We start from the raw sequence: 13,216 nt of genomic DNA, 5'->3' as shown, positions 1-13,216 counted from the left end.
GGCGAGCGGGCGGGCGACCGCAAGGCCCGACGCGGCACGCCCGGGGGACGGCCCTACCTTTCGGGAGGAGTCCTGAACCCACGAGAGGGGGACGCATGGATCACATGCCTTACGAGTCGATGGTGGTGGGCGACGACGAACCGGGGCGCGGTGGTATCCAGCCGCCCAGGAAGGATGAGCGCGAGGAGGAGGCTCCGGGCCGAACGCCGAAGAAGGCGGAGGGCGAAGCGCAGGAGGAGGAGCGCCGGATGCCACAGGATGAACCGGGCAAGACTCCGGGCGTGTCAGAGGGCGAGGACCCGGACACGATTCGGCGCGAGTAGCGGGTTCGAAAGGCGTTCAGGACCCGTGCGACTTCGTGATGCCCCTACTTCGTGACCGCGGGCCGGGCGCGGCTCCGCACCCGGCTCCGCGGCTGTAGCGACTACTTCTTCTTCGCCACGCTCACGGGGACGGAGACCTGGGTGTTCTCCCAGGCGAAGTTGAGCGCGGGGGCCTTCTCATCGAGGGTGATGGTGAGGGCCTCGTAGGTGTCCGGGGACTTCTTCGCGGGCACGTCCACGCGCAGCACGTCCTTCGTCTTGTCGTACTTGTACGCGCCCCACTGGCCGACATCCTTGTTGACGATGAGGGTCCACTTGTCGGCCTGGGGAATGGCGAAGAGCGCGTAGGTGCCGGCCGCGAGCTTCTTGCCGGCGAGTTCGATGTCACCCGTGGTGGTCAGCTCCGTGGCCTGGTTCGCGCCCAGGCGCCACACCTCGCCATAGGGGACAAGCTTGCCGAAGACCTGGCGCTTCTCGCCCGTCTTGGGGTCCTGGATGCGGGGCGAGTTGTACGTCACCTTCACGTAGGTGTTGTCGTCCAACTTCTTCGCCGTCATGGCGAGGGGACTGACGGGAGCCTTCTCGGGAGGAATCGACTTCTGGGCCGCCGCGGGCGTGGCCGCGAGGAGGAAGAGCGCGGCGAGGGCGGGGATGCTCAGGTGCCACGAGAATCGACGGTTCGTCATAGGGGCGTCCTTTGCGTGTGAATGGGGCCCGGAGGAAACAGGACCCGGCGCCACCCTAGCCGCAATTCCGGTCAGTGAGGGCGGAGGCGATTGACCCGCGTCTCCTGTCCACCAACCCGGTTGCGCTGCGGCCATGCGTGCCCACCTCACCGTATGACGCGGAGAGGTCCTCGAGCCCTTCGCCCCAAAGTGGACCGCGCCAGTTCGGAGCATATTTCAGCGCTATCTAGTAGTGCTCGGTCTTCCATCGACGACGGACCCCAAGGAAGGGGTCCAGTGCCATGAAGGCGCCATATGCTGTCACGCTGGTCGATTCCCGTATTGCTCGCGCTGTTGGCTGGATGCAGCGGCACCATGAAGTCCGTGCGCCTGCATATGGGCCACGGCGAGCCCATCGTCCTCACCCCACGCAGCAACAATGCCGCGCCGGTGGACCTGGACGACGACGACTTCGTTGAGGCCGTAGAAGCGCAAGCCCGGAGTGCGCGGCCTCCCAGTCGACCCCAGGAAGCGGCCCGGCGGCTGTTCGAGATGGATTCGCGCAGCGGTTCATACCTTTACGAGGCACGCACTCACCGCGTCATCCCTCTGGGCACGGGCGAACACCTGGATGGCGAGCTTCCCGCGACAGAGGTTGAGTTGACGCGCGCCTACCTGCGTTGGTGCGAGCACGCGAACAAACCCGGCGATTGCCTGCGACTCCTGGAGGAGAACCCCTCCATTACAGGGGATGGCCGCTACGCCCTGGCGATGGCCCTGGCCCAGGGCGCGGTGATGGACGAGATGATGGACGCGTTCAAGGACATGGCCAACCCCCAGGCCATGATGTCCGCGGTTCTCTGGACGTGGACCACGTACATGATCTTGCTCGCCGTGCCCGAGCCTTTCTCGAAGGGCGCGGCCGCCGTGATGACCGCCTCCCTCATTGCCTATGTGGGGGTCGATACATTCTGGAGCCTCATCGTGGGCTTCAAGCGACTGGTGGAGGAGGCGGAGCAAGCCACCACGTTTGACGAACTGCGCGATGCAGGGGGGCGCTACGGCAAGGTCATGGGCCGCAACGCGGCACGCGCGTTCGCCATGTTGGCCACGGTCGCCATTGGGAACACTGCGGCGGGGCTTGGGTCGAAGGTGCCTATGCTCCCCGGCGCCGCGCAGGCGGCGGTGCAGGCCGAAGCACAAATGGGCATCCGTCTCGCGGCGGTCGCGGGCGTAGGAACGGTGGCAATGAGTGCGGAGTCCGTCACCATCGCCCTCGTACCCGGCGCAGTGGCAATGACTGCCAGAAGCACAGGTGGCAGTACCACGGCCAAGGCTCAACCCACTGGCTTCAGGGCCTGGGAAACGTTCAGTGGCTTCAAGAAGGCCATGGGACCAGCGGGCCCAGGGAAGCAGTGGCATCACATCGTCGAACAGACCCCGGGCAACGTGAAGCAGTTCGGCCCCCAAAGCATTCACAACACCGAGAACGTCATCCCGCTGGACAAGGCACTGCACACCGACGTCAGCGCTTTCTACTCATCGATCCGGCGTATCATCACGGGCTCCAGCACTTTGACCGTGCGACAATGGCTGAGCACACAGTCATACGAGGCCCAACGCAAGTTCGGGCTGCGGGCTATTGAGAATGTGGCGGAGGGGCGCTGGCAATGAAGTTGGAAAGACTGGTCGAGCAGTTCGCGCTGAACGTAGCGGCGCAGACCGATGCCATCTTCCAGGGTGATGCCAAGACTGGGAACAAGCACGCCAGGAAGTACGGTGCCGCCGTCGACAAGCTCCTGGCCCATGGAAACGCGGGACGTGATGCCCTCCTTGTCCTGCTCACCCATGAGCGCATGGATGTACGTGTCACGGCCGCCGCGCATCTGCTTCGTTACCGGACGGCTGAAGCGAAGGCGGTTCTTGACGAAGCCGCCAAGGGCAAGGGACTGGTGCCCTTTGAAGCCCAGCAGGTGCTGCAGCAATGGGAAGAAGGCACCTGGGCGCTCGACCCGGAGTAAGCGCGCGACACCTGAGCCCCTCTGGCTATCGTCACTCCCCTGAGCGATGAACCGCGTCACGTATCGCTCCGCGCAGCGCCGCTCCTGACGTGAAGAGCGCTGAGATATGCCCCGCGTCCAGGATGCGCAGTTCGCTTCCGGCCCAGTGGGCATGAAGCGCCCGCGCCTCGGACATCGGGACGAACGCATCCCTCGCGCACGCCACGATGACGGCGGCGCTCGGCTTCGCGGGCGGCGGCAAGAGACACGCATTCGCCGCGTCCAGAATCGTCGCCAGCCGGAGCCGCGCCGCCGCTTCATCCGGCGAGCCTCCCAGCTTCTTGAAGTCGATGGAGCGCCCATGCACGCCCTTCGTGAACACGGGCGCGGGCGAGGCTCCCGCCGCGAGCGCCGCGACCCCCACGGGCTCCGGCATCGTCGCCGCCGCGAGCGCCGCCATGTAGCCCCCCATGCTGTACCCCGCCACCCCGACGCGCTCGTACCCTTCCCGCCTCGCATGCGCCACGAGCGCCCGCGCCTCCTCGATGCTCGCGATGTTCATGTTCAACTGCTCGCTCACCGTGCGGATGTGCGGCCCCTTCTGCCCCGTCGCCCGGCGCGTCCCGTAGAAGGGATTCTCCAGGAAGTAGAGGTCCACTCCCTCGTCGACCAGCGCCGCGAAGAGCCACGTCCTCAGCCGGAACCCCTCGTCTCGCGACGAAGCCAGCACCACGCACGCATCGCGCCCACGGCCTCGCCTGGAGGAGTACCACCGCACCCTTCCGCGACGGACCTCCAGAGGCAGCGCCGCCCAGGGCGAATCGAACGCGCCATCCCGGAAGCACCGCCGCCCTCGCGTCTGCTCCGCCTCCCAGCTCATCGCGAGCGGGCCAGGCAGGGCACAGAGCCGGTCCGACAGCCCCGGCCCCGTGAATGCCTGCTCGTCCCCCCAGCCGTCACAGAACAGCGAGTGACTCGCCAGCGAGGCAACGAAGCCATCCAGCGGATGCATCCGGATTTCATCCCGGACAGGCGGTGTTCCGACACGCGAGGTCATGCCCGCGACTCTACGACGACCGCCCCCGGACGGCGGCGGCGAGATGCGCCACGGCGGGCAACGGGTGATGATATGACGCCGCCCTCGCGGCGGGTCCACGACACCCGGTGCTCGAGACCCGCCCCCGCGTCACCTGCCCCCTGGAAGCCCATGCCTCGCAAGTACGACAAGCCCAAGCCCCCACAGCAACACCAGCGCTGGGAGGGCAAGGAGAAGCCGGACTGGCTGTCGCGCGCGCTCGCCCGAGCAGGCGTGTTCCCGCAGAAGGAGGCCGACGACGCCATCCGCGCCGGCCGCGTCACCATCAATGCCCGCGTCGCGCTCATGCCCCTCGCGCCCGTGCCCCCCGGCTCCGTCGTGCGCGTGGACGGCAAGGTCATCCCGCTGTCGGCCCCCGCCACCCGCGTGCTCGCCTTCCACAAGCCCGCGGGCGTGCTGTCCTCCACCGTGTCCCAGCACCGCACCGGCACCGTCTTCGAGGTGCTCCTGCGCCAGCTCCCCCCCGACCTGGCCGGATACACGTGGCACGCCGTGGGCCGCCTCGACGTGGACTCCACCGGCCTGCTGCTCTTCAGCAATGACGACAAGTTCGTCGCCCACGCCACCTCCCCGGACACGCAACTGCCCAAGCGCTACGTGGCCACCGTCTTCAGCACCCCCGACGAAGAACGCGTGGAGCCCCTCCGACAGGGGATGACGCTCGACGACGGCCCCGCCCGCCCCGCCATCGTGCGCATCCGCGACGAGCACACCGTGGAGGTCACCCTCACCGAGGGCCGCCACCACCAGGTGAAGCGGATGCTCGGCGCCGTGGGCCTCCCCGTGCGCGCCCTCCACCGCGAGGCCGTGGGCGGCATCGACCTGACCGACATCCCCGAGGGAACCTTCCGCCTCCTCGACGACAAGGAAATCCAAGAGGGCCTGCGCTACTCGGGACGGCCCCCACCGAGCGAGTGACATCGTCGTGCCACGGCGACGGCTGACGCACCTGCCGCGCCACCGGCATTGCTCGCGGTGAGTCCACGCTCCGGGCAGAATCCCGGCGCATGAACGCTCTCCTCCGGCCAAGGTCCTGGGCTGTCCTGCTGCTGCTGTGCATCGCATGTGGCGGAAGTGACGACGACACCCGGGACGACGCGGGGCCCGGCACGCCCGACGGCTCCGGAGGCCCCGTCGACAGTGGCACCCGCGAGGACGGCGGCACCGTGTCCGAGCCGGATGGGGGCTCGAATGCGCACCCCGACAGCGGAACCATCGCCCCCGATGGCGGGACGAACAGCGCCGACGCCACCGTCCCCGGGGCCATCACCCTCCCCTTCCCGACGCTGCACCACCTGACGGTGGAGTGGGCCTTCACCGGTGACGCCAACGCCAACGGCGTCGTCTCCGTCCGCTTCCGTCCCACCGGCACGAGCCCCTGGAGGCAGGCGCTCCCCCTGCGTCGAATCCCGGCGGGCACCAACGAGGGCTTCAGCTGGGGCCTGCGTCACTCCGGCAGCGTGTTCGGCCTCCAGCCCGGCACGGGTTACGAGTTGGAGCTCACCCTCACGGACCCGGAGGGAGGCACCACCACGCGGACCGCCACGGCGACCACGCGCGGGGTGCCCGCTCCCATGGCGGGCGCGCCCATCAAGGCCGTGACACCCGCCACCTTCACCACCGTCGCCTCCAGCGCGCAGCCGGGCGACATCCTGGAGCTGGCCGCGGGGACCTACAGCGCCTTCGACTGGTCTCGCAGCGGCACCGAGGGCAAGCCCATCGTCCTGCGAGGCACCACCGGCACCGTCCTCACCGGCCCCATCAACCTGTTCAACCAGAGCTACGTCCACTTCGACCGGCTCACCATCAACGGCCGCGTCCGCTTCAACGGCTCGAAGCACTTCGTCCTCACCCGCTCCACCGTCAACGCCACCACCGCGAACAATGGCGACGCCGTCGTCACCTTCCTGCGCGCGGAGAACGCCTATATCGCCGACAACGTGGTGACAGGTGTCACGCAGTGGGCGGAGTCCTCGCTCGGCGTCAGCGGCGACAACCAGGGCGAGGGCATCTGCGTCACGGGCCCGGGGCACGTCATCCTCAACAACCGCGTCACCGGGTTCCGCGACGGCATCTCGCTGATGGAGGACGACGCCGCGGTGGACCAGTACAGCATCGACATCCTGAACAACGACCTCATCGGCAACGCGGACGACGGCGTGGAGGCGGACTTCTGCTTCCACAACTGCCGGATTGTCGGCAACCGCCTCACCAACAACTTCATCGCCCTGTCGTCCCAGCCGAGCCTGGGCGGCCCCACGTACTTCGTCCGCAACGCCATCTACAACGCGGTGCACGTCGCCTTCAAACTGTACCGGGGCAGCTCCGGCGACGTGCTGCTGCACAACACCGTGGTGAAGCACGGGGATGGGCTCGGCATCTCCGCCGGCAGGCCCGTGGCGAACCTCTACACCCGCAACAACCTGTTCCTCGGCGGACCGGGCGGCTCCTTCAACGGCTACAGCAGCGGCAACGCCAACGGGCGCGTGCTCTACATCCCCGACCTGGTGACGGCGAGCGCCAACCTGGACCACGACGGCTTCGGCACCACGTCCGGCAACTTCACCGCCACCTGGGCGGGCAGCGCCCTCACCGGCCTGAGTGCCCTGCGCGCCAGCACCACCGAGAAGAACGCCGTGCAGGTGGACCTCGGCGCCTTCGCCGCGTCCGTCGCCTACCCCGCCGCGCCCATGACGCTGTACGCGGCGCCGGACCTGCGCCCGCGCGCGGGCTCGGCGGTGGAGAACGCGGGAGCCCCCCTGCCCAACATCAACGACGGCTTCAGCGGCGCGGCACCGGACCTGGGGGCCCACGAAGTCGGCGCCCCCCTGCCCGCCTATGGCCCTCGCCCCTGACAGACGGGTTCGACTTCAAAGGGCGCGTGGCCTCGCGTACCTTCGCCCCATGGTGGACTTTGACCTGGTGGTGATTGGCTCAGGGCCGGCCGGCGAGTGGGGCGCGGTGCAGGCGGCGATGGCGGGCAAGCGTGTCGCGGTGGTGGAGCGCGAGCCCGTGCTGGGAGGCACGGCGGCGAACACGGGCACCCTGCCCTCGAAGACGCTGCGGGAGACGGCGCTGCACCTCTCCGGCCTCAAGGCCCGGGGCCTCTACAGCGTGGAGACGACGCTGCGCCACGCGGCCACCGTCTCCGACTTCCTCTATCGCGAGCGCCGCGTGAAGGGCATGGAGCGCGAGCGCATCGGCCACAACCTCCAGTCGCATGGCGTCCAGGTGATTCAGGGGGTCGGCTCGTTCGTGGACCCGCACACCGTGCGGGTGAGCCGCCCGGGCGCGGAAGACCTGCGCCTCACCGGCTCCGTCATCCTCATCGCCACCGGCTCGTCGCCGTACAGGCCGCCGCTGTACCCCTTCGGCGACGTGCGCGTGCATGACTCGGACGAGGTGCTGGAGATTGGCCGGCTGCCCAGCTCACTCGTCGTCGTGGGCGGCGGCGTCATCGGCTGCGAGTACGCGTGCATGTTCGCCGCGCTGGGCATCCCCGTGACGCTGGTGGAGGTGAAGCCCGAGCTCCTCTCCTTCCTCGACGACGAAATCTCCGCGCTGCTCGCCCAGCGCATGGAGGCGCTCGGCATCCACCTGCGCTTCGGCCAGACGGTGGAGAAGGTGGACGTGCCCGCCGGGGGCGAGGCGCCCATCCGCCTGACGCTCTCCTCGGGCGAGGAGGTGGACGCGGACCAGGTGCTGGTGGCCTCCGGCCGCTCGGCGAACACCACGGGCCTGGGGTTGCAGGACATCGGCGTGAAGCTGGGCGCTCGCGGCCAGGTGGAGGTGGGCCCCACCTTCCAGACGGCGCTGCCCCACATCTACGCGGTGGGCGACGTCATCGGCTTTCCCGCCCTGGCCTCCACCTCCATGGACCAGGCGCGAATCGCGGTGGAGCACGCCTTCACCCTGGAGGGCCCGCAGGCCCTGGCCACGGTGCTGCCCTACGGCATCTACACCATCCCCGAGGTCTCCATGGCCGGGGAGACGGAAGAGGGGCTGCGCGCGAAGAAGGTGCCGTACGTGGCCGGCCGCGCCGCCTTCGCCACCAACCCGCGCGGGCAGATCATCGGCGAGATGTACGGCCTCCTGAAGCTGCTCTTCCACCGCGAGAGCCTGAAGCTGCTGGGCGTGCATGTCATCGGAGAGCAGGCCTCGGAGCTGATCCACGTGGGCCTGGTGGCGATGCTCACCGGCTCCACCGCGCGCCTCTTCGTCGAGACCTGCTTCAACTACCCGACGCTGTCGGAGGCCTACAAAGCGGCCACGTTCGACGCGTTGGACCACCTCAAGCGCGGCACCGGCTGAAGCCGCTTCAGCGGCGGCGCGGGGGATTCACATTCCCCACGCTCCCCACGCTCTTCAGGCTGCCCACGGTGAGCCCCGAGGGGCTCGGCGCCGTCTCGTGGACCTCGTCCGCGGAGGCCCGGGCCAGCGCGCGCGTCGCGGCGCCAGACTCCACGGCCTTCCCGGAGGCACCGCGCAGGAGCTCCTGGACGCGCTGCCAGCGGACCTTCTCCTCCGCCATCAGCCGCGTCAGCTCCTCGCGGGCGGAGCCCTCCGGCAGCCCGGCCGCGGCGGCGGCCACCTTGTCCAGGAAGGGGAGCAGGTAGCCGAAGTCCTTGTCGAATGCGCTGGGGTTCGTCGCCACGTCCATCCTCCTGGGCCGCGCCACCCTAACCCATTCCCCGGGGCCAGCGGCCGTTTCAACCGTGGTACACGCGCGAGGCGACAATCCGGCCCCCGCGCACCTCCAGCACCTCCGCCACCGGCATGGGCGCCTCACCCGGCGCATGGCGCAGGTACTCCATGAAGACGCGCTCTCCGTCCGCCGTCAGCGCCGTCTCCTCGTAGCGCAGGCCAGGCAGCCGGGCGATGGCCTCCCTCCACCACTTCGCCAGGGCCGGCCGGCCCACCAAGAGCCCCCCCGTCTCCGGATGCAGCACCCGAATCTTGGGCGAGGTGTGGGTACAATCCTCGGCGTACAGCGCCACCAGCGCCTCCACGTCATGGGCGTTGAAGGCGTGCAGCCAGGCTCTGGCCACGGAGAAGTTTTCGCTCGCAGTCATGGTTGGAAACCCTCGAAAGAATTCAGCCGAGCCCGCGAACCTGCGCGCGCCCGCGCTGCCCTGTATATAAGGTGGAGCCCGATTTGTAGGCAAAGGTGAGAGTAACAGACCTCACCCTCATGCGGATTTGGCTGGAAACCAAGTCCCGTGGGAAGTAAGGGCCCCGCCTGCTCTGTTCCCTCAGGCACTTTCAAGAAAAGAAGGACCGGATCGTGGCCGCCAACGCACCCATCGACAAGATTCGTAACATTGGTATCTCTGCCCATATCGACTCGGGCAAGACGACGCTCTCCGAGCGCATCCTGTTCTATACGGGCAAGATCCATGAGATCCACGAGGTCCGCGGCAAGGACGGCGTGGGCGCGGTCATGGACTCGATGGATCTGGAGCGTGAGAAGGGCATCACCATCCAGTCCGCCGCGACGTACGCGATGTGGGGTGAGTTCAACATCAACCTCATCGACACGCCGGGACACGTGGACTTCACCATCGAGGTGGAGCGCTCCCTGCGCGTTCTGGACGGCGCCATCCTCGTCCTCTGTTCCGTGTCGGGCGTCCAGTCCCAGTCCATCACCGTGGACCGGCAGATGAAGCGCTACCGCGTTCCGCGCATCGCGTTCGTCAACAAGATGGACCGCGCCGGCGCGAACTATGACCGCGTGGCCGCTCAGCTGAAGGAGAAGCTGAACCACCATCCGGTGAAGCTCCAGTACCCCATCGGCGCCGAGGACCGCTTCAAGGGCCTCATCGACCTCATCCAGATGAAGGCGTTCTACTTCGACGGTGAGAACGGCGAAGTCGTCCGCGAGGAGGAGATCCCCGCCGAGATGCTGGACGAGGCCAAGGTCCGTCGTCAGCAGATGATCGAAGGCGTGGCCGAGGTCGACGACCAGCTCGGTGAGCTGTTCCTGTCCGACGCCGCCATCCCGAACGAGATGATCACCGCCGCCGTCCGCCGGGCCACCATCGCCCTGAAGATGACGCCGGTCATGTGCGGCTCCGCCTACAAGAACAAGGGCGTGCAGCTGCTCCTGAACGCGGTCTGCGGTTTCCTCCCGAACCCCAAGGAGGCGACCAACGAGGCGCTGGACCAGAAGAACAACGAGGCGAAGGTCATCCTCGAGTCCGACCCGGAGAAGCCTTTCGTCGGTCTGGCGTTCAAGCTGGAAGACGGCCGCTACGGGCAGCTGACGTACATGCGCATCTACCAGGGCCGCGTCACCAAGGGCGACTTCATCTTCAACCAGGTGAACCAGAAGAAGGTCAAGGTCCCGCGCATCGTCCGGATGAACTCCAACAAGATGGACGACATCAACGACGCGACGGCCGGCGACATCGTCGCGCTGTTCGGCGTCGAGTGCGCCTCCGGCGACACGTTCACCGATGGAACGGTGAACTACACGATGACGTCCATGCACGTCCCGGACGCGGTGATTTCGCTCGCCGTGTCGCCCAAGGACCGCTCCACCCTGGCCAACTTCTCCAAGGCGCTCAACCGCTTCACGAAGGAAGACCCCACCTTCCGCGTGCACCGCGATGAAGAGTCCGGGCAGACCATCATCCGCGGCATGGGTGAGCTGCACCTGGAGATCTACATCGAGCGCATGAAGCGCGAGTACCAGTGCGAGGTCCAGGCCGGCAAGCCGCAGGTGGCCTACCGCGAGACCATCAGCCAGAAGGGCGAGTTCTTCTACACGCACAAGAAGCAGACCGGCGGCTCCGGTCAGTTCGCGCGCGTGTGCGGCTACATCGAGCCGCTGCCCGCGGACGCGGTGCAGCAGTACGAGTTCGTGGATGACATCGTCGGTGGCTCGATTCCCCGCGAGTTCATCCCCGCGTGCGAGAAGGGCTTCAACGAGGCCATCAAGAAGGGCAGCCTCATCGGCTTCCCCGTCGTCGGGTTGCGCGTGGTCATCAACGACGGCGCGTTCCACGCGGTCGACTCGTCCGAAATGGCGTTCAAGACGGCCGCCATCATGGGCTTCCGCGAGGGCTACGCCGCCGCCAAGGCCATCATCCTCGAGCCGATGATGAAGGTGGAGGTCACCGCGCCCGAGGACTTCCAGGGCTCCGTCGTCGGTCAGCTCAACCAGCGCCGTGGCACCATCCTCTCCACGGAGACGGCCGAGGGCCAGGTGACCGCGGTGGCCGAGGTTCCGCTGAACGCGATGTTCGGCTACTCCACGGACCTTCGCTCCGCGACGCAGGGCAAGGGCGAGTTCACCATGGAGTTCGCCAAGTACACGCCGGTGCCGCGCAACGAGGCCGAGGCCTTGATGGCTCAGTACAAGGAGAAGCTCGCGGCCGAGCAGGCGGCGCGCAAGTAGTCCGCGCCACCGCGACGTCGAGGTTGTAAGGAAGGCGCTCCTCATCAGTGAGGGGCGCCTTTCGCCTTTTCAGGAGTCAGAACACCGTGACGCTGCTTCGCGCCGCCAACGTCCAGCTCAGCTTCGGCAGTCGCACCGTCTTCCAGGGCCTCACCGTCACCATCGAAGAGGGTGAGCGCGTGGGCCTGGTGGGCGTGAATGGCTCGGGCAAGACGTCCCTGATGAAGATTCTCGCCGGGGCCGCCAAGCCCGACACGGGCGAGTTGCAGCTGCGCCGGGGCGCCCGCGTCACCTACCTGCCCCAGGAGCCGGAGTTCGCCGAGGGCGCCACGGTGGCCTCCGAGCTGTCCGTGGCCCAGGGCCCGCTGCGCGAGGCGATGGCCGCCCAGGCGGAGCTCGCGCGGAAGCTGGAGGCCTCGCCCCCGGAGGCCCACGAGAAGCTGATGGAGCAGTTGGCCGTGGTGTCGGACCGAATCGAACAGCTGGGCGGCTGGGACACCGAGCACCACGCCAAGACGCTGCTCGACAGGCTGGGCGTGAAGGATTGGGACCGGCCGGTGGCGCAGCTGTCCGGCGGCCTGCGCAAGCGCGTGGCCATTGCCCGGGCGCTCCTCACGCGGCCCGACATGCTGCTGTTGGACGAGCCCACCAACCATCTGGACGCGGACACGGTGGACTGGCTGGAGGAGGAGCTGGACAAGCTGCCCGGCTCGCTCCTGCTCGTCACGCACGACCGGTACTTCCTGGACGGGCTGGTGGACCGCATCGTCGAAATCCAGCCGGGCGGCGGGGTCACGTCCTATCCGGGCAACTACCAGGCGTACCTGGAGCAGAAGCTGGTGGCGCAGGAGAACGCCGAAGTCTCGCAGCACAAGCGCGAGCGGTGGATTGCCCAGGAGGTCGCCTGGCTGCGCCGGGGCCCCGAGGCGCGGCGCACCAAGAGCAAGTCGCGCATCGACCGGGCGCAGAAGCTGATGGCGGAGAAGGGCTTCCAGCGCCCCAAGGTCGCCGACCTGCGTGTGATTGCCGCGCCCCGGCTGGGCCACACCGTCATCGAGTCGGAGGGACTCCAGAAGTCCTTCGGCGAGCGCAAGGTGCTGCAGGGCGTGGACTTCCGGCTCCAGCGCGGCGAGCGCGTGGGCCTCGTCGGCCCCAACGGCGTGGGCAAGACGACCTTCCTGCGCGTCATCCTGGGGGAGCTGCCTCCGGACGGCGGCAAGCTCGTCATCGGGAAGAACACCAAGGTCGCGTACTACGACCAGAACCGGGCGCAGTTGGACCCGGAGATGACGGTGTACGACGCGGCCTCGCAGGGCGAGGACTGGGTGGACCTGGGCGACCAGAAAGTCGCCCTGCGCGACTACCTGGACGACCTGCTCTTCCCCGTGCCCATGCAGCGGATGAAGGTGAAGGCGCTGTCGGGCGGCGAGCGCAACCGGCTGCTCCTGGCGCGCCTGTTCCTGGAGGGCGCCAACGTGCTGGTGCTGGACGAGCCCACGAACGATTTGGACATCGTCACGCTCAACGTGCTGGAGCGGCTGCTCTTGGACTTCGGTGGCAGCACGCTGCTCGTCACGCACGACCGGTACTTCCTCGACAAGGTGGCCACCAGCATCGTGACGTTCGACGGCAACGGCCGCGTCACGCGCTACGAGGGCAACTACGCGATGTACCGGCGGCTGAAGGAGCAGTCGGATGCCATGGCCGCGAAGGGCGCGCCGAAGAAGGACGAG

12 protein-coding genes are annotated in these 13,216 nt (G+C 68.0%); 8 read left to right on the top strand and 4 right to left on the bottom strand.

Annotated features, from left to right (window positions below; all coding sequences use genetic code 11):
* Positions 1-95 precede the first annotated feature (95 nt).
* Positions 96-323 (top strand): hypothetical protein, encoded by a 228-nt coding sequence (locus HUW62_RS39920; protein ID WP_240356693.1) that lies wholly within the window; start codon positions 96-98, stop codon positions 321-323.
* Between the two features lie 101 nt (positions 324-424).
* Here HUW62_RS39920 and HUW62_RS39915 read toward each other — a convergent pair whose 3' ends face one another.
* The gene (locus HUW62_RS39915) at positions 425-1,009 is read right to left on the bottom strand and encodes a DUF2911 domain-containing protein (RefSeq protein WP_217911822.1); all 585 of its coding nucleotides are present in this window, start codon (positions 1,007-1,009) and stop codon (positions 425-427) included.
* A 294-nt stretch (positions 1,010-1,303) separates the two neighbouring features.
* Between HUW62_RS39915 and HUW62_RS39910 the strand changes: the two genes are divergently transcribed.
* Both HUW62_RS39910 and HUW62_RS39905 read left to right on the top strand, forming a co-directional pair.
* Positions 1,304-2,662 (top strand): hypothetical protein, encoded by a 1,359-nt coding sequence (locus tag HUW62_RS39910; protein WP_163867936.1) that lies wholly within the window; start codon positions 1,304-1,306, stop codon positions 2,660-2,662.
* Positions 2,659-3,009, top strand: a complete 351-nt coding sequence (locus tag HUW62_RS39905) for a DUF2019 domain-containing protein (RefSeq protein WP_163867935.1) — start codon at positions 2,659-2,661, stop codon at positions 3,007-3,009. Before HUW62_RS39910 ends, HUW62_RS39905 begins: the two co-directional genes overlap by 4 nt.
* A 31-nt stretch (positions 3,010-3,040) precedes the next feature.
* Here the strand turns inward: HUW62_RS39905 and HUW62_RS39900 are convergent, their stop codons facing one another.
* Positions 3,041-4,045, bottom strand: a complete 1,005-nt coding sequence (locus tag HUW62_RS39900; RefSeq protein ID WP_176437404.1) for an alpha/beta hydrolase family protein — start codon at positions 4,043-4,045, stop codon at positions 3,041-3,043.
* A 150-nt stretch (positions 4,046-4,195) separates the two neighbouring features.
* On the opposite strand from HUW62_RS39900, the gene HUW62_RS39895 reads away from it, so the two are divergent.
* The 3 genes from HUW62_RS39895 to sthA all read left to right on the top strand — a co-directional run bounded on the left by HUW62_RS39895 (position 4,196) and on the right by sthA (position 8,395).
* Complete coding sequence (locus HUW62_RS39895; protein ID WP_163867933.1) at positions 4,196-5,002, top strand: pseudouridine synthase; 807 nt, start codon at positions 4,196-4,198, stop codon at positions 5,000-5,002.
* A gap of 89 nt (positions 5,003-5,091) precedes the next feature.
* Positions 5,092-6,939, top strand: a complete 1,848-nt coding sequence (locus HUW62_RS39890) for a right-handed parallel beta-helix repeat-containing protein (RefSeq protein WP_255203914.1) — start codon at positions 5,092-5,094, stop codon at positions 6,937-6,939.
* A gap of 49 nt (positions 6,940-6,988) precedes the next feature.
* Positions 6,989-8,395 carry a Si-specific NAD(P)(+) transhydrogenase gene (sthA, locus tag HUW62_RS39885; protein WP_176437403.1) on the top strand — a complete coding sequence of 469 codons (1,407 nt, stop codon included), beginning with the start codon at positions 6,989-6,991 and terminating at the stop codon, positions 8,393-8,395.
* Between the two features lie 7 nt (positions 8,396-8,402).
* On the opposite strand, the gene HUW62_RS39880 is transcribed toward sthA, so the two are convergent.
* Positions 8,403-8,744, bottom strand: a complete 342-nt coding sequence (locus tag HUW62_RS39880; RefSeq protein ID WP_163867931.1) for a hypothetical protein — start codon at positions 8,742-8,744, stop codon at positions 8,403-8,405.
* Between the two features lie 49 nt (positions 8,745-8,793).
* Positions 8,794-9,156: a nuclear transport factor 2 family protein gene (locus HUW62_RS39875; RefSeq protein ID WP_163867930.1), complete on the bottom strand. Its 363-nt coding sequence runs from the start codon at positions 9,154-9,156 to the stop codon at positions 8,794-8,796.
* A gap of 212 nt (positions 9,157-9,368) precedes the next feature.
* Here HUW62_RS39875 and fusA point away from each other — a divergent pair, with 212 nt between their 5' ends.
* On the top strand, positions 9,369-11,483 hold the full coding sequence (fusA, locus tag HUW62_RS39870; RefSeq protein WP_163867929.1) for an elongation factor G: 2,115 nt from the start codon (positions 9,369-9,371) through the stop codon (positions 11,481-11,483).
* A gap of 86 nt (positions 11,484-11,569) precedes the next feature.
* On the top strand, positions 11,570-13,216 hold a 1,647-nt coding region (locus HUW62_RS39865), incomplete at its 3' end, for an ABC-F family ATP-binding cassette domain-containing protein (protein WP_176437402.1).

It is taken from the genome of Myxococcus sp. AM011, from assembly GCF_013372595.1.
Classification (GTDB): domain Bacteria; phylum Myxococcota; class Myxococcia; order Myxococcales; family Myxococcaceae; genus Myxococcus; species Myxococcus eversor.
Note: the sequence above shows the minus strand (reverse complement) of the source record. Positions and strands in the feature narration are given on the sequence as shown.